Source organism: Vallitalea guaymasensis, from assembly GCF_018141425.1.
GTDB lineage: Bacteria > Bacillota > Clostridia > Lachnospirales > Vallitaleaceae > Vallitalea > Vallitalea guaymasensis.
In genome coordinates this window covers 2,648,257-2,672,585 of record NZ_CP058561.1, presented here as the reverse complement: position 1 = coordinate 2,672,585, position 24,329 = coordinate 2,648,257, and the positions used below count along the sequence as shown (strand labels likewise).

15 protein-coding genes are annotated in these 24,329 nt (G+C 31.5%); 1 reads left to right on the top strand and 14 read right to left on the bottom strand.

Going from position 1 to position 24,329, the window contains the following annotated elements:
- Window positions 1-55: 55 nt before the first annotated feature.
- Window positions 56-1,687 carry a glycoside hydrolase family 13 protein gene (locus HYG85_RS11815; RefSeq protein WP_212693579.1) on the top strand — a complete coding sequence of 544 codons (1,632 nt, stop codon included), beginning with the start codon at window positions 56-58 and terminating at the stop codon, window positions 1,685-1,687.
- Between the two features lie 132 nt (window positions 1,688-1,819).
- Here HYG85_RS11815 and HYG85_RS11810 read toward each other — a convergent pair whose 3' ends face one another.
- The 14 genes from HYG85_RS11810 to HYG85_RS11745 form a co-directional block, all read right to left on the bottom strand.
- The gene (locus tag HYG85_RS11810; protein WP_113673146.1) at window positions 1,820-2,635 is read right to left on the bottom strand and encodes a ZIP family metal transporter; all 816 of its coding nucleotides are present in this window, start codon (window positions 2,633-2,635) and stop codon (window positions 1,820-1,822) included.
- A gap of 183 nt (window positions 2,636-2,818) precedes the next feature.
- A complete protein-coding gene (locus tag HYG85_RS11805; protein WP_212693578.1) occupies window positions 2,819-3,001 on the bottom strand; it encodes a hypothetical protein in 183 nt (60 codons plus the stop codon).
- Between the two features lie 226 nt (window positions 3,002-3,227).
- A complete protein-coding gene (locus HYG85_RS11800) occupies window positions 3,228-3,992 on the bottom strand; it encodes an N-acetylmuramoyl-L-alanine amidase (protein WP_212693577.1) in 765 nt (254 codons plus the stop codon).
- Window positions 3,993-4,148: 156 nt separating this feature from the next.
- Window positions 4,149-5,927 carry an ABC transporter ATP-binding protein gene (locus tag HYG85_RS11795; protein WP_212693576.1) on the bottom strand — a complete coding sequence of 593 codons (1,779 nt, stop codon included), beginning with the start codon at window positions 5,925-5,927 and terminating at the stop codon, window positions 4,149-4,151.
- 46 nt (window positions 5,928-5,973) lie between these two features.
- A complete protein-coding gene (locus HYG85_RS11790) occupies window positions 5,974-7,692 on the bottom strand; it encodes an ABC transporter ATP-binding protein (protein WP_113673141.1) in 1,719 nt (572 codons plus the stop codon).
- Window positions 7,693-8,158: 466 nt separating this feature from the next.
- Window positions 8,159-9,445 (bottom strand): peptidylprolyl isomerase, encoded by a 1,287-nt coding sequence (locus tag HYG85_RS11785; RefSeq protein WP_212693575.1) that lies wholly within the window; start codon window positions 9,443-9,445, stop codon window positions 8,159-8,161.
- A 133-nt stretch (window positions 9,446-9,578) separates the two neighbouring features.
- Window positions 9,579-10,025 (bottom strand): universal stress protein, encoded by a 447-nt coding sequence (locus HYG85_RS11780; protein ID WP_113673139.1) that lies wholly within the window; start codon window positions 10,023-10,025, stop codon window positions 9,579-9,581.
- A gap of 254 nt (window positions 10,026-10,279) precedes the next feature.
- A complete protein-coding gene (locus tag HYG85_RS11775) occupies window positions 10,280-10,576 on the bottom strand; it encodes a hypothetical protein (protein WP_113673138.1) in 297 nt (98 codons plus the stop codon).
- 193 nt (window positions 10,577-10,769) lie between these two features.
- Window positions 10,770-11,474 (bottom strand): hypothetical protein, encoded by a 705-nt coding sequence (locus HYG85_RS11770; RefSeq protein ID WP_212693574.1) that lies wholly within the window; start codon window positions 11,472-11,474, stop codon window positions 10,770-10,772.
- A 68-nt stretch (window positions 11,475-11,542) separates the two neighbouring features.
- Window positions 11,543-12,799 (bottom strand): UDP-N-acetylglucosamine 1-carboxyvinyltransferase, encoded by a 1,257-nt coding sequence (gene murA, locus HYG85_RS11765; protein WP_212693573.1) that lies wholly within the window; start codon window positions 12,797-12,799, stop codon window positions 11,543-11,545.
- A gap of 67 nt (window positions 12,800-12,866) precedes the next feature.
- Window positions 12,867-13,619, bottom strand: coding sequence for a YwmB family TATA-box binding protein (locus HYG85_RS11760; RefSeq protein WP_113673136.1), 753 nt, complete (start codon window positions 13,617-13,619; stop codon window positions 12,867-12,869).
- A 99-nt stretch (window positions 13,620-13,718) separates the two neighbouring features.
- Window positions 13,719-14,576: an S-layer homology domain-containing protein gene (locus HYG85_RS11755; protein WP_212693572.1), complete on the bottom strand. Its 858-nt coding sequence runs from the start codon at window positions 14,574-14,576 to the stop codon at window positions 13,719-13,721.
- Window positions 14,577-14,607: 31 nt separating this feature from the next.
- Window positions 14,608-19,008: a fibronectin type III domain-containing protein gene (locus tag HYG85_RS11750; protein WP_212693571.1), complete on the bottom strand. Its 4,401-nt coding sequence runs from the start codon at window positions 19,006-19,008 to the stop codon at window positions 14,608-14,610.
- Between the two features lie 11 nt (window positions 19,009-19,019).
- Window positions 19,020-24,008, bottom strand: coding sequence for a hypothetical protein (locus tag HYG85_RS11745; protein WP_212693570.1), 4,989 nt, complete (start codon window positions 24,006-24,008; stop codon window positions 19,020-19,022).
- Window positions 24,009-24,329 lie beyond the last annotated feature (321 nt).

Sequence of the window (24,329 nt, the reverse complement as noted above, 5' to 3'; positions counted from 1 at the left end):
TACAATTAAACTAGATAGATTTATAATTAAGTCAAATTTGGGGAGGTAAAAACTTATGGTCAAAAAAACACCAAAAACTGATATTTGGTGGAAAAATGGGGTCATCTATCAAATCTATCCTAGAAGTTTTATGGATAGTAATGGTGATGGTATAGGCGATATCAAAGGTATAACAGGAAAACTTGATTATCTCAATGATGGCACAGAAAACTCTCTAGGTATAGACGCTATATGGCTGTCACCAATATATCCTTCTCCTATGAAAGACTTTGGATATGACATTAGTGATTACATGGATATTGATTCAATGTTTGGATGTCTAGATGATTTTAAAGTCCTTCTGCAAGAGGCGCATAAACGTAACATACGAATTATTATGGACCTGGTAATTAATCACTCATCCGATGAACATCCTTGGTTTATTGAATCCCGCCAAAGCAAAGATAGTCCAAAAAGAGACTGGTATCTTTGGCAGCCAGCTGATAAAAAACGACCTAACAACTGGATATCATACTTTGAACTACATAATGCCTGGTGGCTTGATAAAACAACCAATGAATATTATCTAGGTACATTTACTAAAAACCAACCAGAAGTCAATTGGAGAAACAAAGACCTGAAAAAAGCTATGTATGATGTAATAAAATATTGGTTTGATATGGGTATTGATGGATTTCGGATGGATGTAGTCAATTGGTACATAAAAGATGAGAACCTAAGGAATAATCCATGGAAAATATCTTTTTCTCCTCCTTCATTACAAAAACATATATATGATAGAAATCAACCGGAAAGTCATCAGATATGTAAAGAGATTAGAGATATCGCTGATACATACAAAGATAAAGTCCTTATTGGAGAAATCTATACCAATGATGTAAAAGAAGCAGTATCCTATCACGGTTCTAATAATGATGAACTGCATATGGCTTTCAACTTTAACTTCTTATTCCAGAAATGGAGCGCAAAATCATTCTATAATAGTATAATGAATTGGTATAATCTATTGCCAACTGATTCATGGCCAAATTTTACTCTTAGCAATCATGACCAGCCAAGACATTATTATCGTTACAAAAAAGGTAATGACTCTGATGCAAGAGCCAAAGTAGCTGCTGCTATGTTACTCACCCTGAAAGGCACTCCTTTTATATATTATGGTGAAGAAATAGGGATGACCTGTGAGAAAATACCTAAAAATTCATTGAAAGATCCTCTAGGTATTAAGGGATGGCCTATAATCAGGGGCAGAGATGCAGAAAGAACACCTATGCAGTGGGATGATACTGATAATGCAGGTTTCTCCAATAATACTCCTTGGCTTCCTGTCAATAAAGACTATACAAATAAAAATGTTGCAAATCAGAAGAATGACCCTGACTCATTATTATCTTTTTATCGCTCAATAATATGGCTTAGAAAAAGAATCCCTTGTCTATCAAATGGTGATATAGAATTCCTGATACCAGAGCCAAATAAAATTCTTGTCTATAAAAGAATTTATAAACAAGAACAATGTATAATAATACTTAATTTTTCTAGTAAAACTATCCCTTGTCCAATTAATACAGCTAAGAATTATAATGTTTTGCTTAGTACCCACAGAAAAAAAGACCGCTCTATCAAACTAGAGAATCTCAAACTTAATCCCTATGAAATAATTATAGCTGAACAAGAAAATACTTGAAATGAACTTGACTTAAAATATGATTTCTATAAATAGAGATATAGCAAAATTCTATCTATATAATCCTTATATGTGTTTGGAAGGGGTGAGTTATCGGGATTAAAGATAGAATTCTGCTATAAACCTACTTCTTTAACCTAAAGCCACATCTAATGTCATCATTACTGCAAATCCAATCAAAGTACCTATAGTTGCTATGTCGGAATGTTTTTCGTATTGTGACTCAGGTATTAATTCTTCTACAACTACATATATCATAGCTCCTGCCGCAAAAGCTAAAGCATATGGTAAAATAGGTTTCATAACTATGACTGCCAAAGCACCTAGAACACCTGCTATAGGTTCCACAACACCAGAGGCTTGACCATAGAAGAAGCTTTTTCTTCTTGATACTCCTTCTCTCCTAAGAGGTATAGAAACAGCAGCCCCTTCTGGAAAATTCTGAATACCAATACCAATAGCTAGTGCTACTGCCCCTGCAATGGTTGCAGATGGTAAGTTTGCAGCTACTGCTCCAAAAGCAACTCCTACAGCTAACCCTTCTGGTATATTATGAAGAGTAATCGCAAGAACTAGTAGTATACTCCTCTGCCAGCTGGTCTTAATACCCTCTGCATTATCAGTGGAAGCTCCTCTATGTAGATGAGGCATTATCTTGTCTACTATACCTAGAAAAGCTCCACCTGCCAAAAATCCTACCAAAGCTGGAATGAATGAAGGTATAGAAGAAGATTCTTCTGTCATTTCAATAGCTGGTGCTAATAACGACCAAAAACTTGCTGCTATCATAACACCTGCAGCAAAACCTAACATACCATCAAGAACTTTTTTATTTATTGTCTTGAAAAAGAATACAAGCGATGCACCTAAAGCAGTTAAAAGCCATGTAAATAATGTTCCTATCAGAGCTTGTATTACTGGATCCAGACTTAAAAACCAATTAACCATATTATCCCTCTTTTCCCTTGTATACTATATCAAGCATTCAATTAATAATCATTATTTGTTGATTAATATTATTATATCATATTTCCTACAATATGCAATACTATTTCATATGCTCAAAAAAGTTCCCTATAAGATTAAAAAGGGTATTCAAAAAAAATTACCCTTTTCAAATACCCTTTTTTATCATATATAATATTCGTCATCATCTATATTCTTCAACCATTGATTTTTGTTAATTCTTTTTGGTTTTACCTTTGGTTTACGATGATTATCTTTTATTTCTTTTGTCTTACCTTTAGTTTTATTATTATGCTTTTTTATCCTCTGTTCTTTATCAAGCTCTTTTACTACCTCTTTTCTAGGCATCTCTTTTCTTTCCTCCATTGATAATATATTGATCTTGTTAAAAAATCATTATACCTTTATATCTATAAAATCCCCCCAAATATATATTTTTATAAATAATTATAAATGCTATCATCTAATGTTCAGGAATTTTAATTCTATATATATTATTATACTATCTAACAAGAGATTTTCATAGTAGAAAATAATACATAATTAAAAATTCTGATAGCTTTATAAATTATTATTAAATGAATTTATTGAAATCGGTTATTTTTTCTTCGAACAGAGTCATTCTTCTATCTAATTTATCGACTTTCTCTTGTAACTTCTTTATTCTTTTGTCAACACTAAGGTTAGAATCCGGAACTATATCCTCAATGTTTTTGATACCAAAATATTGTAGACACCCCAGCAAGATTTTATCTGCCACGTCATCAATAAAATCTTCATCCTTCATCCAATCCACTTGTTCTTTCAGATCCATAAAACTTGAGTCAATCAGTATTCCCTGCATATTCAAGTGTTTCAGAACATAGTTGTTAGAAGCCTTTATAACTCCACTAATATTATCAAATTGATTTTTGATCAAATTAGCCAAATTCCTGCTTTCAGTATCATCATTCAAATATAAGATTTTCAGACTATTATCAGTATCATCCCAGTTACAAGCCTTAGGGTCATATTGCAAAGCTATGTAAACAGATACCCTATCACCTGAGATATCGTCGTATTTGTTTAAATATGTAGTATAATTCACATTAGCTCTATTTATTCGTATTTCCAATGACATATCATATTCTTCAGGAGCAACATCCAACACTATCAAATTCAGATTTTTAGCTTTTTCAATAAATTTATTCATTATATCATTATTAAATTTCCTACGTTTGATATACTTGTCATCCTTCACTATGGGTAATGCCATTCCATCAGAACCATAAATCTGTTGACTATAGCCTGCATCAACAATTACCAAAGGAAGATATCCCAACTTATCCTTTAATTTCATACCAAAACCATCCATATATTCTTATTACTAGTATATGCATGTAAATAAAATTATACATATTATTTTATCAAATAACTTTATATTTTATTCAAATAAATATTTATGGACAGAATATCTTAATATAGTAGATATTCTGCCCATAAACATAAATGATGATTAACTGATAGCTTCAAATTGAGCCATATAAAGATTATAGTATATACCCTCTTGATTCATTAATTCATCATGGTTACCACTTTCAAGTATATTCCCTTTATCAACAACAAATATTCTATTTGCCTTCTGGATAGTTGATAATCTATGAGCAATAACAAAAGAGGTTCTGTTCTTAAGTAATTCCTCAATGCCTTTTTGTACTAATCTTTCCGTATGTGTATCTATACTTGAAGTTGCCTCATCAAGTATAAGAATCTTAGGTTTAGATAACATGATTCTAGCAAAAGCAATCAATTGTCTTTGTCCTACTGATAATTTTGTACCTCGTTCATTAACTGCTGTATCATATCCTTTTTCAAGTTTCATAATGAATTCATGAGCATGAACAGCTTTAGCTGATTCTATTATCTCTTCGTCTGTAGCATCAAGTTTACCATATCTTATATTATCCTTGATTGTTCCAGTAAATAAGAATGTATCCTGTGTCATGATACCCATTTGACTTCTCAGACTTTCAATAGATACGTCTCTAATATCTATACCATCTATTTTAACTGTTCCTTCATTAACATCGTAGAATCTGCTTAATAAATTGACTATAGTGGTTTTACCTGCACCAGTAGGTCCAACTAACGCTATTGTCTCACCTTCTTTAATATTGAAAGAAACATCCTCTAACACTTTGACCTTCTCATCATATCCAAATGTAATATTATCAAATGTAACATTTCCTTTTATGGAAGGCATTTTTTTTGCATTCCTTATATCCTTAATATCAGGTTTAGTATCTAAGATCTCAAAAATCCTTTCAGCCCCTGCTATATTAGTTATCAGCTGGTTATAAAAGTTACTTAGATTCATTATAGGCTGCCAGAACATACCAACATAAGTAGTAAAAGCAATCAATGTACCAACTGTTATTTCATTCTTAGAAGATAAATTTACACCTATCAAAAAAACCATGATTGTACCGATACCCCAAGATATTTCAACCATAGGCCAGAATATATCATTGAGCCTTACAGCATTTATAAATGACCTTTTGTGTTCACTTAATAATTCCCTAAAAGTCTTACTTGTATATTGCTCAGCTGTAAAACTCTGAACTACACGTATACCAGAAAAGTTTTCATGGGTATACGCATTCATGTTGGAATTTTTCTTCCTGAATATCTGCCATCTTCTATGTGCTCTTACCTGTACAAAATACATACCAAATACTAATAATGGTAATAAAGCTAACGCACCTAAGGCAAGTTTCACATTGAGTACAAACATGATTATTAGTACAACTATCAATGTTACAAAATCAGGTATTAGTGAAATGACACTGTTTGTCAAAACACTTTTCAATGAGTTAACATCTCCTATGACTCTTGCTAATACCTTACCTACAGGTCTATTATCAAAAAAGTTGAAGGATAATTTTTGAAGATGTTCATATAATTCCTGTCGTATTTCCATTAGTACCCTATTGGAAACCTTTGACATTATTACAATCCTTTTCTTCATACAATATCTACTGATCAAATTCATTATTATTGCAATTATTCCTATAACATATAACCCTTTAGCATTAAACTTTTTAATGTAATCATCAATAGCAATCTTCATCAATATAGGATTCAATACGTTTACTGTGATTATTAAACCCATGATTATTAATACATGAATAATCTCTTTTTTATATTTCTTCATGTAGCTGAACAATCTTAGTATTGTTACTTTTTTCAATTCCTCTTTTGATTGTTCATCTTCTCTAAAGTTATTTACTGCCATATTAACACCTCCGAATATTTTCTACATGTTTATCAGCCATAAATTTTTATACCGCATATCCTTCATATTGTTCTTTTAAGGTGTCGTAGTAACGGCCTTTCATTTTGATAAGAGAATCATGATTACCTCTCTCCACTATCTTTCCATCTTCAAGTATAATAATCTCATCTGCATTTTTTACTGCTGAGATTCTATGAGCAACTATTATCTTAGTAATATCATCTTTCTTATCAATTTCTTTTTGAATTCTGTGTTCTGTTTTCATATCAAGAGCTGATGTGGAATCATCAAATATAATTATTTTACATTCTTTGGCTAAAGCTCTTGCTATACTGATTCTTTGTTTCTGTCCACCCGATAAACCAATACCTCTTTCACCTATGACTGTATCATATCCATCTTCCATATGCTCAATGAAATCATCTGCTTTTGCACTTTGTGCAGAATTGATTATTACATCATTTGCTAATAACTCACCATACCCGAAACTAATATTCTCTTTTATGGTATCTGAGAACAAAAACACATCCTGCATAACCACAGAGATATTCTCACGCAAGTTAGCCAACTCAATATCATTTATTCTTTCGTTATCTATTAATATCTCTCCATCTGTTGTATCGTAGAATCTTTCTAGAAGATTGATTATAGATGTTTTTCCTGAACCAGTAGCACCCATGATAGCAAGGGTTTTACTTGGGAGAATCTTGAAATTGATATCATCTAGAACCTTTTTTCCATCTAGTTCAAGTGATACATTGTTAAATTCAACTTTCCCTTTTGGTTCATCTAACTTAGCAGGTTTATTGGCATTCTTGATTTCTGGTTCTTCAACAAATATTTTATCTATCTTCTTAGCTGAAGCTTTTGCTTCTGCCATTAGATTACTAAGAAATCCAAACGACCTCATTGGCCAGATTACCATATTCATATAACCAGTGAATTTTACCAAAGTACCCACTGTCAAATCCTCACCAATTACCATTGAACCACCAAATACGATAACTAGTATTGGCAATATATTAGTCAGCATCTCAATACTAGGAAAAAATCTTGACCATATTCTTGCTTGTTCCATGTTCAATTTGTAATAACCTTCGTTATGTGCTAAAAATTTCTTTATTTCATGTCTTTCCCTAGCAAATGCCTTAACTAATCTTATACCAGCTATATTCTCTTGAGCTGTTGTATTAAGGGTAGCATTTTGTTCACTGATCTTCTCATATGTAGCCCCTATCTTTTTCTCTAACATAATTGCCATATAAGCAATAAAAGGTAGTGTTAAAAACGCTAGCACTGATAATTTAGCACTTATTCTAAACATAAATATTGTTGCAATAACAAAATATATTATTATCTCTATAAATAGCATGAGTCCAAAACTAATACCTTCCCAGACTCTATCAGCATCATCTTTGATCCTTGACATTAATTCCCCTGTATTCTTCCTATCAAAAAATCCAAGTGAAAGGCTTTGAATATGATCAAACAGATCTTGTCTCAGCCCACATATAATGTTTGATCCTGCAAAATCGAACATTATCTCTTTTATATATCCCAGTACAGCCCTACCTAGAGTAATACCGATAAGTGCAGTTATCAGACCTTTGAATATACTTATATTTCCACCCTCAATGACATCATCAATTATTGTTCCTGTTATCATAGGTGTAAACAAGTCTAAAACTATACTACTCAATAAAGCAATACTTCCGAAGAAATATAAATACCAATATTTCCTCATATAATGCAAAACTCTCTTCATATTAATCCTCCTTACAAGCCTCAAAATAATAGATTAGAATATAAAAAAACCATGGCATAATTATCCCATGGTCAATTAATATAAAATATCAAAAAAGCCATAGGCACATAACCCATGGCTCACTTATCATATAAATAGATAAAATTCTAATCTACTATCTGAGGCAGGGTCATCTCATATTTATCAAAGTTATTACTATTGATTAATTGATTTTTCATGTCTTTAACTATTCTTATTTTATTTAACATAACTCTACCTCCTTTTTTAATATTTATTAATAATAATTCTTTTATAATATTACACAAATATTATTATTTTGTCAAACACTTTTTTAATAATATTATATTCATCAATAGTCCAAATATTACTTTTGGACCGAAAAAAAGCACCTGTATAAGGTGCTTTTTTAATATATGTTATGTAATTAGAGTATAAATATACATCTAATTACTCATATTGCTAGGAATTAGTTATTATCAGTAGTAGTATCTTCTGCATCATCTGTAGTTGCATTATCTTCTGAAGTTTTGTCATCAGAATTATCATCTTTTGATGTATCATCAGTTGTAGCATCGTCTTTAGATGAATCATCAGTTGTAGTCTCATCTGATTTATCTGTATCAGTAGTACTATCTTCTTCAACAGCATTTCTTGATTGTCTTACTTCAATAGCCTTTACAACTTCTTCGTTTTCTTCTACTGTATAATCTTTTTCCCATTCTTTGTATTTAGCATCAAATGCTTGATACTTTAACTGTTCTATCGCAGAATCTTTAATTTTTTGTTCTTGATCTTTAAGAGCTTGGATATCTTCTTCTGTTGGTTCAATAATTTCTTCTAATTTAATAATGTGATATCCAAATGATGTTTCTACAAGTTCAGTAACATCTCCTGGTTCCATGCCAAATGATGCTTCAGTGAACTCTGGAGCAAAATTAGAACCTCTACCAAATGTATACTCTCCACCCTTATCTTTTGAACCTGGGTCTTCTGAGTATTCTTTAACTAAAGCTTCAAAATCTTCTCCTGCTTTAACTTTAGCTAAAACTTCTTCTGCTTTTGCTTTAACTTCTGCCTTTTTGTCATCAGGTAATGGTTGATTTGCATCATCTAAAGTTTTTAATAATATATGTCTTACTCTTACTTGTTTAGCATAATAGTCATATCCGTTTTCTTGATATCCTTTATACTCTGGACTTTGGTCTAATAAAGTATTTAATTCTTCTTCATTAGCTTCATAATCTTTCATTTCTTGTTCAAATAACGCCCCAGTCAATGTTTGTTGCTCAAGAAGTTTTTTAACAACGTCTAGAGTAATTTCATCTTCTGCCATCTTTTCTTTACCGAATTGTTCTTCATATTTTTTTAAGAACTCTTCAGCTGATTTTTCGTTATTCTTAGCATCTTCATCAGATATTTCTACACCTTTTTCTTTTGCTACTAAAGCTAGTATATTAGAACTCTTTGCAGAGAATATGGCATTTTCTTTTGCTATATCAACTACTGTCTTACCCTCTTCTACTTGTTGGTCCCATACATCAGGTCCAAACATGCCTTCATATTGAGCTTCTATTTGCCTTAATCGTAAATTAACTTCTCCTAGATTAATATTATGTTCACCATTTATTGTCGCTACTACTTTTGTTTCTGTGTCCTTATCTTCAGTAGCTTTACCTTTGCTACAACCTGCGAACATAACTGTTGCCATTGCAAGCACTAAACATACTGAAATAAGCTTGTTGACTTTCTTCATTATTATTGCCACTCCTTTTATTTTCTTTAGTGAAATAAAAATATAAAATTATAAATTAACAATATATAACATATATTTCAATCTCTAGGCTTATTATATTTTAAATGATTTTCATAATAAAATCAAATTAAAATTAATTGGAAAATAATTTCTTATCTTTTACAAATTTTTTATTATCGTGTTTCTTTCTTTCTAGTATCAACAATTCAACTTCGTTTGTCTGACTAAGAACGTTGTTCTCAATATCTTTTGTTAACAATCTACGAAGTTTGCTTCTCATGGTTTGACCTAAAACTAATCTAGTTATTTGCATTGATTTAATAAATTCCACTATTTTACTTGGTACATCTTTACCGCTTAAGAAATGGACTTCTCCACCTAACAGCTTTCCATACTCAAATAATTCTTCCAATAATTCTATAGATTCTTCATTCTTGAATATACTCATCCCTTTTTCAACATGTAGTATATGAAGCTCTCCATTTATCTCATTTGCGATTTCTGCACCTTTTCTTATTAATCTTTTTGAGTTCTTCTGTATAGTTATACACACTAGTACTTTTTCCACGTCTTGACTCATATACAAGCCCCCTTAATTACTCTTAAGGTAATATTTCAATTAAATGATTTACCTTAAGTACAGTGCCATTATAACATGTAATAAAATGTTATTCTACAAGTTAAAGAAAACTTCAATAATTGTTAACAAATTATTCATTATTGTTTATATTTACTTAGTAATTATTAAAAGTAGATTAAGACTTTATCAAAAAAGTACACCTATTTCTTGGTTTTCTATATAAAATAATAAAAAGAACTACAATTAAGTAGTTCTCATTGATTATCATTATAATGGCCCATTATCCTACCATAAACAGCTGATTTACTGTCATGCTTATATTTCATAGGAAATAATTTGCACATTCTGTCCATTAACTCTTTATAAAACAACTCTTCTGCATGTTCACTATTAAAATCGTTATTTTTTCTATTGAACCAATTTTTGTATTTTACTTCTTCAGATGATTTCAATTCTGACTCAATCTCTTTAACATCTTTCCATTGGCCAGTATTTAATATTTTTTCAATACTACTTTCAAGAGCAAAAACATCCGAATCCTTACATTTCACAAACTGTCACTCCTCGCAAAATTAGTTTTTAATATAAGCTATAAGATGTATTATTGTTTTTTAACTTATATATTAAATTTATTTTATTATTCCCTACTTCATTCATATTTATTACTTGAGGAAATTAAGTTGGTTATGACTCATTTATATTAAATGACCATTTTGTAAGAAAACGTATTACATACTTTGAATCTTATTCAAAAAAGTCAGGATATCTATAATAATATGGTTTTGGATAACATATTGGTTTTCTGTAACATCTTCTTCTAGATCTTCTACATCTTCGTCCATACATTTCATTCACCAGCATGACTTGAATAGTATTTCTTAACCATCTATTAGGCTTCCTGTAGAATCCGCATCTTTTGCTTGAAGGCTCTATTTCACTATCACCTATATTATTATTCTCTATTTTTTCTGTAAATTCCTTTATATCTATTGTATTATCTTTTTCTACTGCTTCGTAGATTTTATCTGTTATCATTTCTATGAACTCTTTTTCTGGATAATCGTCATACATGTAGCTTCCACTATAATCCATCTTATCACATTCTTCATCAATGTAATATTGAATTTTCTTGCATACTTCAGGATACAGGACTCTCATTTTCTTTTTATCCATTTCATCCATACCATTATAATCTTCTACTGGCATTTGGATAGGAACTTGCATATTAGGGTCCATATACATTCCAGAGTCATATTTTTTGTCATAGCCGTTTTTACTATATCGATTTTGGTTATATTTATTCTGATTATATCTGTTGTCATTATATCTATTTTGACTGGAACCATTTTTTCTATACCCATAATTACCGTACCCAAAGGTATCATCTCTTCCATCTGTCACAGAATATGGATTATAATAATATTGGTAAGGGTCTTTATATTTATCCACTTTAAAATCCTCCAATTTATATGTCAATATAAATATATGCTTCTAAAATGGTTTGGTTCTTAAATATATCAATATTTTTTTATATTAGCTCCTATGGAAATAAATTTATCTACTACGTCTTCATATCCTCTTTCAATATACTTTATATCATTTATTACTGTTTTACCCTCTGCACATAATCCAGCTAACAAAAGAGCCATTCCGCCCCTGAGGTCTGAGGCATATACATTAGCTCCCATCAACTCTTTTACTCCTACAACTACACAGCTTCGTCCTTCCACTTTTGCATTTGCCCCCATTTTAATCAGCTCACCCACATGCATGAACCTGTTTTCAAAAATGGTCTCGACTATCACACTAGTTCCTTCTGCTATAGACATCAATGCCATGAAAGGAGCCTGCATATCTGTTGGAAATCCAGGAAATGGAAGTGTTGTTATGTCAACAGCCTTTATTTTACCATTACTTTTTACTCTAATTCTATCATCGCTAGCCTCAACGGTTACATTACTTTCTTCAAGTTTTGCAATAATAGGATTAACGTGATCAAGAATAATATTTTCTATAGTTAAATCACCACCAGTTATTGCTGCTGCTATCATAAATGTACTAGCTTCCATCCTGTCTGGAATTATCTCATGTCTAACACCATGCAGTTTGGATACACCTTCTATAATAATAGTATCAGTTCCAGCACCTTTGATATCAGCCCCCATCTTAAGTAGAAAATTAGCTAAATCTACAATCTCAGGCTCAATGGCTGCATTTTCAATAGTGGTCTTACCTTCTGCCATAACTGCTGCCATCATTATATTCTCTGTTGCACCTACACTAGGAAAATCTAAATATATCTTAGCTCCAATAAGCTTCTTGGCTATTGCTTCAATGTATCCGTGCTCCATGCTTATATGAGCCCCCAAAGCCGTCAATCCTTTTATATGAAGGTCAATAGGTCTATTTCCAATAACACATCCTCCAGGCATACAAATCTTGGTTTTTCCCTTTCTTGATAGCATTGGACCTAACATAAGGACAGATGCTCTTATCTTCTGTCCTATATCTTCACATGTCATATCAGTTGACTTGATATCATCTGCTCTGACATCCAATATTTTATTTTTTTTATCCCAATCAACTTCTACACCTATATTAACTAAAATGTCTTTCATATTTTTCACATCAGTCAGGTCAGGCACGTCTTCTATAAAACAATGCTCATTTGTCAATATAGATGCAGCTATAATTGGTAGAACAGCATTTTTTGAACCACTTATCTTAACATTACCTCTTAGCTTACTGCTTTTCATTATCTCTAATTTATTCAAGTCATCTTATCCTCTCATATAATGCTATAAAAATAATAATCTCTACTACTTACTTATTGATTAAATCTTAATAATCAATTGTTATAACTGGAATAGCAGCATATAAATAGGTCATATCTTCTAATTCATTATATGTCAATGCCAGATCAACATTGATTTTTTCGCCTTCAGTGATTATATGTTCATCAATATATCTGGAATATCCATAAATGCTGTATATGTTTTCTGTTTTGAAACTATCTTTTACCTGACAGCTCATCTTATTTGCAATCTGCTTAACTATCTCTTTTGCCTTAGATTCATCCAACTTACCTTTGTGCTTACTTGTAATAGTGAGATTATCTCTCGCATCCATATTCATTTCTTGGAATATCTCAGTGATTTTGTCTCTGAAATAGAGTATGCTGCCACATTTATCATTCAGAACAATATTTATGACTATATAATTCTCTACCTTTAATCCATTATTAGCCACTTCTTCTATAAGTTCCACTACTTTAATTGTTGTATCTGCTTCTTCTGTTTTCTTATTGATACTATAGACTTTTTTGAATTCTTCAGAGTTATAATCTACATTGTATTCTGGTTCTAATCCCAGCTTATTTACAACTTCTAGAGCAAGCTTTTCCATTTCTGGTTCAGTCATATAACTTTTACTATACTCTCCCCACATATTCAGATCGGTTTCACAGAGTGTAAAATTGACTTCGTTAAAAGTTGTCAGTAATTTTTCTTCACCATTGACAAGCATCTTTTCAACATCATTAGCTACTATTAGTGCAGCAAAAACCAAAATAATACATGTAATTTTCTTTAACATAAAAAATCCCCCAATCTCATACTTTAATATATTAAAAGTATGAACACTTAGGGGGAATTTTATTCAATTTACACCAAGTAATTATTATATATCATAATATTATTTTATCGTATAATTAGTCTGTAATACTCTTGACAAAATAGTCGCACATTGTTGTCTTGTAGCCTTCATATTAGGTTTATATGGATTATAGAAAACATCTATATCCCTAACTATATCAGCTTTTGCCATATTGACAAAGTTCTCATTGCTCCAGTGATTAACTGTAGGCGCTTTGTAACTACTTGATTCATCATGGAATCTAAAAGTCTTATCTATTATTTTCAAGACTTCACCAATAGTTATATCTCCCTTAGGATTACAGAGCCCATTACCATTTCCTGATACAATACCTTTATTAGCTAAAGTCATAATATACTTCCTGCCCCAAAATGCATTATCTACATCTTTAAAGATGGATTCTGATTGGGTATCAATCTCATAATCAGCAGTCGCAGCCAACATGGCAAAAAATTCAGCTCTAACTACATTATTATTAGGCTTGAATGAATTATCTTCATAACCATTGATAATACCTCTATCATATAAATTAAGTATATCAAATTTATTTACTTTATCCTCTGGTAGATCAGTTAGAATATCTTGTTCAGCCTTTTGCATCTTCAAGATGATTCTCACTGGAAAATTTATTCTATCTATAGTCATTTTATTAAACCCTTTTGGAATGTTACTTCCAACTCTATATGTTACTTCCAAAACATTATTATTAGTCAAATAATAACTAATTATTTGTATCTCATCGTTATTATTATCAACATTCCAAGATAATTCTATCTCTCCTTTAGTTTCAGAGTACTGAGTAAAATTGTATATTACTCTACTAGAAACAGCTGACACCATAGTTGTGTTAATAAATAGACTGATTATTATTGTAAATAGTATGACATATTTTTTCATTAAACTGATTCCTCCCCTCTAGACTTTTTTATCACTCAATCTTGGACCATATGCTAAATACTTCTCCATACTTCATACTGTCTTTTGCCCTTATATCATTGGCATTACTGATCAATCCAAGCTTTATTGCTTTTGCAATACTCTCCTTATAAGCACTATTAATAGTCGAATCCTGCTTAAGTTTACTAAGAACATTACTGTCATATTTTATTGATTTGTCATTCTTTATCTCATAAGTCCTAACAAACATATTGAATCCTGCTTCTCTTGACACTGTTGACTTGTCATGAGTACCTGTTTTACTTATTCCAGAATTAGTCAGATGTCTCATAGTATTCTTATCAATATATTTAGCTAGATCAATATTTCTTTCTTCAGTTAATACTCCATACATAATATTCAACATTTGATTTTCAGTAATATTATTATCTGGATTATAATTATCAAGTCCACTTATCTTATATTTACCAGCTATCTCTTTTCTTGCAGCTTCAGACCAGTGAGTTGGAACTGTAGGAGTTACAGTATCCATTTTTTCTTGATCCGTTATATATAATCCAAAAACTCCTAATGAACCTGTGTTAAATGTAACGTTACCAGAGTAAGTATTATATTTACCGTCTATCTCCTGCCACTTATTATGTTTTGAATCTTTTCTATAGGTAATGACTTCTTTTCCATACAAACCATATCTAGGCTTGGCTTTTACGTTAATCATCATTTCTTTATCAGTATACTTTATTTCATTAGTACCTTTATCTGTTGAAATATACATTCCTAGTTTCTGAGGAATACCTACAGAAACCAATGCATCCTCTGGCATAAGTTCAGGTACATAATAATTACTGAATTGGTCTATATTGATACTGATGGTTGGAGATGCTCCGTACTGGGATACTTGCTTATTAATAGTACTTTTCAGTGATTCATATGGCATTTCCAGGGTCATATCACCTGCTTTTACCAGAATCTTGACTTTATGAGCATCAAAAGCTTCAATAACTGTATATGGAATAAGCACCTTTCTCTTAACAATAGGATTATCTTTATACTTGGATACATCTATTTCATAAACATAAGTATTATGCTTAATCAAATTAGTTATAAGTCTTTGATCCACATTGTTATCAGCCAAATTATCTTGTCCAGTTCCAGTACTTCTGAATCTATAAGTTAACTCTTTTTTCTCTTTATCATATACTAGTTCGTAATCCTTACCTGGTAGTATTTCTAGTTCAGGGTCTGTATGACCATCATATTCAGAATTAGAATATTTAGTCAGCACTCTTATAGGATTGGAGAAGCTAAGAGAATCCTTAACTATAAGCTGACCTTTCTCCGGTCCAGTAACGGTTACACGAGTCTTCATTCTTATATAATAGAACCTGTTTCCAATAAGTTTATTTATCTTGACTAAATATTTCTCTAGTATTTCTACATTATCAGGTTTCAGGTCTCCTTCTCCACCAGCTACTTCAATGTAGATTGGGTCAATAAATAATCCGTTATCAGCCACTTCCATCAGATATGTGAACTTTTTCTCTATTGTTGATTTATCGCCTTCTGGCTTAGGTTTATCATCAACATGTAAAAGCCATTCTATACCTATGTAGTCTTCTGTTACACTGTCGGTATAATCATGTTTTTTCATAGATTCACTTGAGGCAACACCTATACCCCTAGGTGGTAATGGATTGGCTATATCTTTTGTAGTTCCTATAGCCACATTACTCCATGGTGATTCATGATTATTTGCTGGCTGAATACTCCTGATCCAGAAATAATACTGGGTGTTAGGGAATAAGTCATCCACAGTTACTTCATAATAGGCTCCATCCGTTGGATAAAGTGGATCTAATGGATCTTCAGGTAATTTATATTCCCATACCTTAGCCCCTTCAACATCTTCAGTAAGTGAGTATCTGATCTCATATTTAAAACTAGTATTATATTTCCATGTTAATGTCATAGTAGTATCTGTATAATCATTTATATAGAGACTAGGTACAGTTGGGTCAGGATTGACTACAGAATCTTCTGGTTTGGTTGCTACAACAATTGGTGTAGGGTAATGAGCCAATACCAAATCTCCAGAATATAATTCCCTATATGGATATAGCATAAACAGATATAGAGTATTTGGTAGTAATGCATCTTGTTTATAGTATTGGTAAGTAGCATCATCTACATCTTTTTCAACTTCAATATCCTGCCATCCTATGGTATTTATTCCATTCTTGTCATCACTGATTAGTTTATTATAATAATCTACAAAGGAGTAATCTGGATCACTCTGTTTTTGAAGATTGATTTCTCTTTGAACTTCAGTGTATGGAATCTTATGGAACTTATATTTAACGTCCGATACACCAAATTGGTCTGCACCCAAATCAATCTTTCTGCTCAATACCTCAAAACTACTGTCTATATTTTTTACATAATTGACGAATCTAGTTATCTCACTTTCATCTTTATAAATAGGAAAATATTCTGCTCCTTCAACATATTTAGTATAGATTTTGGCTGTACCACTATCATTCACTACCCACACTTGATTAGCCCAAGTAGAAAGGGTATCGTATGTTACTGTATCCTTAGCTATAACTTCCCACCATTTTTCTTTCCATTGAATAGCAACTTCTGTTGTAGTTGTATCTTTATCTTTTATTTTCAAAGGTGGTTTTGCAACTGATGGTGGTTCAAAAGAGTCTCCATTATATCCATAGTAAAGGGATACAATAGTTGGTTCTGAAACATTTTCTTCATCACCCCATCTTTTCTTAGCTACTATTTTTATGTAATATAAACTTCCAGGTGTTATTCTTTGTAATTCAGATTTATCTTTATCATAATAGTACTCCAAGTTATATTTAAAACCTACGATTTCATCAGTAGTATTCTTTAATATATTATTAGGAGAACTATCTCCGTACTTTTGATTATCAACTATTTTTCTAGCTCCTGCTAATGATTCCAAATCCCTAGTAACGTATATGTCATAATAAACATCTGTATCTATTATCATATTTCCATATGTAGGTGAACTACTGATTACATCTTTCCTCTTGAAAGCCCCCCATACAAAATTTATGGAATTTCCTGCTTCTACTACATTGAAGGTACGTTTAGCCTCTAATAAATCACTTATATTTTCACTATATGAATCCCCTGGAACCAAGTATTTTTTCTCAAGCTCATTCTTTATTTCATTAATAGGCTTGGTCTTAAGAGTTTCAAGTATTGATTTTGTCATTAAGTTAGGAACTACTGGTTTAGTAGGCTTTATATTCAATGCCAAAGGTACAAATGGAACCTTTTTCGACTGAGGTTCAATTGGTATCTTACTGGTATCTCCTACAGCCTCATATCTAAGCTGTAATTGATATTCCACAGATTGGTTCGGTCTTCTTACTCTATAATATTCCATTGTAGCAGCATCTTTATCAAATATTGCAATGTTACTAGGCTGGTCATTAATATATTCAACTAAGCGTGCCTCAACCAATTCATATTCACTTTGTTCCTGACCAACTTTGAAACTTGCTGGTATGTTCCATTCTAATCTAACATATTCCCCATCTTCAAAAACCTTTAGATCAATATTAGTTGAACATGTCCATATATAAGGATAGTTGACGTTCTTAACCAATGGTTTACTATCATAATATTCCGTTACAGGTTCTATCATTACGGAGTATATCTGTCCTGGATATATATTCTGTTCCAATTTATATCTTAGACGATTTCTTTTCTTAACAGTATCATAATATTGTTGTATCTTACCAGATTCAACACTAAGATTATTGATTTCTCCTTCTTTGTTATTTATAAGCTCTTGTTTGGATCTATTGGAGTAATCACCTACTGCATATACTATTCTATATTCAAATGAATCTAATCCAATATCATCCCATACTACCTCAATACTATCATCTTCTGGTATCAATTCTACATTAAGGTCTGTTATTGCATATACCCTTTTTGCGGCTCCAGTTGTTGGTGCAAGCACCTGTGTCATCTCTCCATCAATTTCTACTTTATGATAGTGATAAGGTTGTATGAATACTTCATATAACGAACCTGTATCAAGAACTATTTCATCATGTACATTTATACTCTTAGCTGTAAATGCATCTGTTCCTGAATCAATTTTAATGTTTTCATCGATTCCAGAAGTTTTATTATTTACTCTTAATTCATAATAGTCTGGGTCATGTACTTCTGTACCAGGAGCCCAGTTATCTGGTTCTTGCCAGCTGACTGTCATAGTAGGTCTAATGATAGGTTTTCCCGTAACAACGTCTTGTCCAATAATATAATAGACATCATCAATTGATATATCTTTTACCGGTATCTGTACATTGGCCATTACCCTAATTGGTTGGACAAACATGCATATAATTATTGCTAAACATATTAATTTCTTCTTCATCTATTTTCCTCCTACCAATCAATCTTATTATTGATCCTTGTCAACATTTCTAAAACTGTTTCTGTAACAACTTCTTCATTGGGTAATAATCTGCCATCTGTCAATTTGATGATACCTAGATTTACTCCTTTAATAAGTACATCTCTGTATTCGTCCTGAATATCATTAGCATCTTCAATAATATTATAATCAGTAACATTAATACTATCTAAGTTCAAGTTATTCTTTATTGAATAAGCTTGCATAAATATATACATAGCTTCATCTTTTCTCATATGCCCATACATATCATCTACAGGAATATCAACATTCTGTTCCTTTAACCATTCTTCATTATCATAGCCTTTTTCAGCTCCTAACACTCTAGCTGTAGCTGATAATAATTGATAGTTGTATACTTTATAATTAAGATTGCTAAGTTCACCACTGTTGAAGATATCTGTCAAACTGTACTGGGTTACTAAATCAGTAACCATACCATTATAGATATTATCTAATTTACTATACATATTTGACTTTGGTGCAAACAGATAAGAACCTGTTTTATCTGTTTCAATATTATATGAGCCACCATAGTTATCACTATTAACCCTGGTAAATGAACTTCCATCTTTTCTGTAACCTTGTAAAGTATCATTAACCATTCCAACATTAAATGCCAACCTAATGCTTTGATCAAATTCTCTTACAGTACTATATTTAGTCTGGATATAACTTTTCATCATGCTATTGATATTAGCTCTATGAGTCTCTTTAACAAGTTTTAGAGTATCAGTTACTATTTTCAATAATTTTGCATCATCAATACCTGACTCTAGCTCTTTATCCAATTGCTCCATTAGGTAAGTTTTTTTACTTTCAACTGCCTGCTCGAACTTCTGTAAAATCAATCTTTCCAAATCATTTTCTGAGATATTGCTGCCTACCACCTGAACATCAAAATTCAATAGATTAGTTGATGGTGATTTTCCATTTACCTTGTCTTTGTATTCTCCAATGTTCATGACTAATCTTACATAATAATCTCTGGTAGAACTATTATACTTATTGATTTCATCAATCTTATCTATTATTTCAGCTGTCTTGTCTTGTGATAAGGCATATGGTCTGATACCTAAATCACCATCTGGGAATTTTACCATGATAGTTATGCCATTATCATTAGCAGTCTCAATCATCTTAGCTGGTAGATAATAATCTTGTACACCTTTTATTGCATCTACCAAATAGTAATTTCCTTCTTTGACATATTTAAGATCTCCTATATTATAGTCTTGGCGATACTTTATGACTTGTTTCTTATCATCTTTTTCAATCTCCCAATAAGATGTTTTTATAAGTTCCTGAGCTTTATCTTCATAATACTTGATATACTCTATGTATTTATTTTCCTTATCATAGTCTTTCTGGTCAAATTCTGTACGTGTGCTGACTCTATCAGAAAAACTGGACCTAGGATATACTTTATCCCCATTTGGTAATGTATCTTGGGGCTTGGTTCTATCTTCTATCCTTACTTTTATGCTATATGTAGTTCCTGGTTTTAATCCACTGATCTTATAGAATACCCTTGTATAACCATCATTAGCACCTGTTACCTGCTCTAAATAGTAACTACTGTATTTGGTGTTGCTATAATCAGTATCTTTATCACCTTTTACAAATATTTCAATACCATAATTTCCTGTAGTGTGATAATCAGTTGGTATAGGAGCATCAAATCTTATTACTGCTTCCCTTTTTGGGTCATAAGAATATTTAGGGTTATGGTCTACTATTAAATTGACTGGTCTTTTAATAGGAGCAGTTGTCAATGAATCCGCTACCCAAGCAGAGGCTGCTTTTGGAAGCTCAGACTCAATTCTTATTGTACGAGCATAGTAATAATATACTTTGTTAGGTAGATTATTATTATCAATTATACTAATCTTATTGTCCTCAACTTTAAATGTCTGTGTAGCATCAATCCATGTGCGTGTGTTTTTATCATAATATTTCAGAACATATCTGTCATCTTTTACATAGAGTCTCCATCCTTCTACAACTGCACCTGTAAGCAGCTCTGAGTCAAATATGTCTTGTAACATCTTTCCACTACCTAATGATTCTGGCAAGGATTTATTCTCAATACTGATTAATTCAAAACCATATTTATCTTCTACTAATTCAATTTCTGTAGGAAACTCCCATGAAATTTCACCTGAAATCATGCTATCATCCAAATGCTTAGCTTCCATATTTTCTGGAGCTAATGGTACTAACTCACTGTCTCCTGGGTTAGATGGAACAACTGGTGATGTAGCACTTAACATGCTTGAAGGTTCTGAACGTCTTTTATCAACAATAACACCTGGCGTAGTTAAATCAGAAATATCTAGCTTAGTCACTATTCTTACATAATAATTAGTATTAGGGTCTAGATTCAATAACTTCAATTCTTCAAATCCTGCATCTGTAGATCCAGTCTGTATGTCACTGTACAATATACTATCAGACCTTAGTTTATTTATTTCATCTGGGGTCAACTCAATATCATCTGAGTAATCAGCTATTTTATATACTCCATTATTCTTTTCTCTGTCTAAATCATCCAAATCTAATATTTTCTTAACATTAGCACCATCAGTTGTCATCAATGAATCTAGATTTAATATTTTCTGTTTATCTTTAGATATATATATCCTATAATTGATATTCTCAATCTTTTTATTGATTGGTGATATCATATAATCATCATAATTCTTTATATCAACAAGTTTGAATTTTACATTAAGACCTACTCTTGGTTGTTCCTCTGAAGTAATTCTTGGAGTATAATCTATGCTTCCAGCCATCGGTATGTCATATCTTAACATACTAAGTGAAATACTATCTGCAATAGATCGGTCACTTTCTCCTACTCCGCCATCAGGAGCAATAACATAAACAGACCTCATTTTAATAAAATTAATTCCCGGGAATTCATAATCATACTCATTATCTGCTTCTTCAGATTTTGTATAAGGTGTTGTTTTATTGGTTATATCTTTTATTATTGGTTTTGACCAAATTGTTGGTTTGTCAGCTAAGGAACTGCCTTCGTATTTACCCCTAATAACAATGTTTTTTACTTGAAACAGGTTCTCACTGTCATTATATCCCTCATGATATCCCGATATTGTTGATGGAGTAGCTTGTTCCATACCTGAATCGACTTCTACTACTTTGATACCTTCTGTATCTTTATATACCTTAAAGACTTTAGTAATCGTATATTGATTACTTGATTCTTCTATAGGCACATCATTGAATAACATCTCGTAATATATAGCACTACCTGTTGCTGATAACATATTATCCAACAAATCTTTATCTGGAGCATGCCATGTCAAGTCAAATTGCACTTTAGCTGGAGTGTCAGCATCTAAGTCCTCAGGTGGAACAACAGCCAAGTTCTTAATTTCCTTGATTCTTGGTACTGGAGGTGGTACATTATTATCATTAGTCGGCACATATTTTATTGTCTGTGATCTAAGAGGTGATCCAGCAAACTGGACGCCTACTTGATAATAATCTTGAGAACTTCCATTAGCAAATGGAACTGGAATATATATATTGAAGTCTGAATATTCTTGTTTGTGATAGTGTTTTAACCATATATCGTCCTCACCAAATTCTGTTTTCTCTGTTTTACTATGATAGATAGTATATTCTAAATCATCTGCATTACTACCTGCATATGGCGCTATATCCAAATATGCATCATCCATACTTGCTCTTTTTACAATGTAATCCAGATATGTATAAGCATACTTATTGACAGGTTCATATTGATCAAATTGATAATTAGGACTTTCTTCTAAAGTAATAGCTGCTGTATATACTCTACTTGCTCCTAAGTTATCCCATTGCAAGAAACTTTTCAGTGCAATATTTGAACCATTATAAAGCTCTGACCTATCCTTAACTAACTCAATTGTATATGTTCCTGTCAATGCATTGTAATCAAATTCTGCTAAATCATTGTTTCCAGTAGCTAAACTAGGTGGATTATCAAAATTCCCATCACTTAAATCCATAGGTACTATAATATCAGTATTATCACCATTATCTCTGATATCCTTTAATTCTAATACAGCATTGATAAGATTACCATCAGCTTTTTTTAATTGGTCTATTGTTGCAATCTTATATTCTAAGCTAGTATTATCAAATACTTTTGGTCTATCAAACGTTATTCTAAGACCTGGCTTACTACCTGGTCGTATATTAGAGCTATTTGGTATTTCTATAGTTTGAATATCTTCATTTGTATTATGCGCTGAATCCTCTACCCAATGAGTTGGTACTATCTTAAAGTTATCAAATGCTCTAAGTAATTGTAATGTTTCAACTGTAGAATCTGGTGTCGTTAATTTAAAAGGAACGATACATCCTTTCTGAATACCTTTTGTAAGAAAACTTACTGTCTTTGTCTGCATATTCCATCTAAATCTCACAGGTAAATTATTAATAACAAAAGATGCTCCTGGATATTTAGAACTCGCTCCCCTTACAATAGTAAATTTTAAGGAGTTACCGTCAATTAATCCAGCTGGATCAGTTATTGTCTCCAATTGAGGTACAAGTAAACTATAATTCATCATAGCAAATGATTTAGCAAATTCTGTATTGGTAATACTAGTTTCAGATCCAGATGAATAATCTAATATATTATATTTTACAATCAACTGATTTACTTGGTGTTCAAATGTTACTTCTGTTTTAATCTCATCTGTAAGATAATATTCTAATTTGTATTCACCGTAATCTTCTAGATTCCAGTTAATAAGTACTTCATCATCCCCCGCTTTATTACTTACTACTTGCAGTAATTCATCCATAGTATCATTTTTCTTCCATTCAAAACCTAGATCTGATGCAGCTTTAATAATATTTGTATTATTTAAATTGACAATAGCTACAAATAAAAAAACTACTAAAGACATTGAAGTTATCCACAATGTTTTTCTTTTTCTCATCATTTATCCCCCTTATTAATGTTATTTGTTCATATTTAATCCCGTATCCATCACCAAAATGTTAATATCCAGCCTTAAGCGTAATAGATACTTGTATCTAATCTATTTCATCAGTATATAATTATTAAATAATTATCTCTGTTTCTAGAAAATAACATAAAAATCTTTTTCAATTATATATCGGCATTTTGCTTATAAAAATTGATAGAAACCATCAAATTAACCCATGATTTTTATTAGGAAAATTTCCCCATAAACATTGATTATATAGTTACTATTATTCATCATAATAAAAAACTCCAAAGTCTATACCTTGGAGTT

Coding starts and splice junctions, on each gene's coding strand:
- HYG85_RS11815 (WP_212693579.1), top strand. CDS start 56: ATGGTCAAAAAAACACCAAAAACTGATATTTGGTGGAAAAATGGGGTC.
- HYG85_RS11810 (WP_113673146.1), bottom strand. CDS start 2,635: ATGGTTAATTGGTTTTTAAGTCTGGATCCAGTAATACAAGCTCTGATA.
- HYG85_RS11805 (WP_212693578.1), bottom strand. CDS start 3,001: ATGCCTAGAAAAGAGGTAGTAAAAGAGCTTGATAAAGAACAGAGGATA.
- HYG85_RS11800 (WP_212693577.1), bottom strand. CDS start 3,992: ATGAAATTAAAGGATAAGTTGGGATATCTTCCTTTGGTAATTGTTGAT.
- HYG85_RS11795 (WP_212693576.1), bottom strand. CDS start 5,927: ATGGCAGTAAATAACTTTAGAGAAGATGAACAATCAAAAGAGGAATTG.
- HYG85_RS11790 (WP_113673141.1), bottom strand. CDS start 7,692: ATGAAGAGAGTTTTGCATTATATGAGGAAATATTGGTATTTATATTTC.
- HYG85_RS11785 (WP_212693575.1), bottom strand. CDS start 9,445: ATGAAGAAAGTCAACAAGCTTATTTCAGTATGTTTAGTGCTTGCAATG.
- HYG85_RS11780 (WP_113673139.1), bottom strand. CDS start 10,025: ATGAGTCAAGACGTGGAAAAAGTACTAGTGTGTATAACTATACAGAAG.
- HYG85_RS11760 (WP_113673136.1), bottom strand. CDS start 13,619: ATGTTAAAGAAAATTACATGTATTATTTTGGTTTTTGCTGCACTAATA.
- HYG85_RS11755 (WP_212693572.1), bottom strand. CDS start 14,576: ATGAAAAAATATGTCATACTATTTACAATAATAATCAGTCTATTTATT.
- HYG85_RS11750 (WP_212693571.1), bottom strand. CDS start 19,008: ATGAAGAAGAAATTAATATGTTTAGCAATAATTATATGCATGTTTGTC.
- HYG85_RS11745 (WP_212693570.1), bottom strand. CDS start 24,008: ATGAGAAAAAGAAAAACATTGTGGATAACTTCAATGTCTTTAGTAGTT.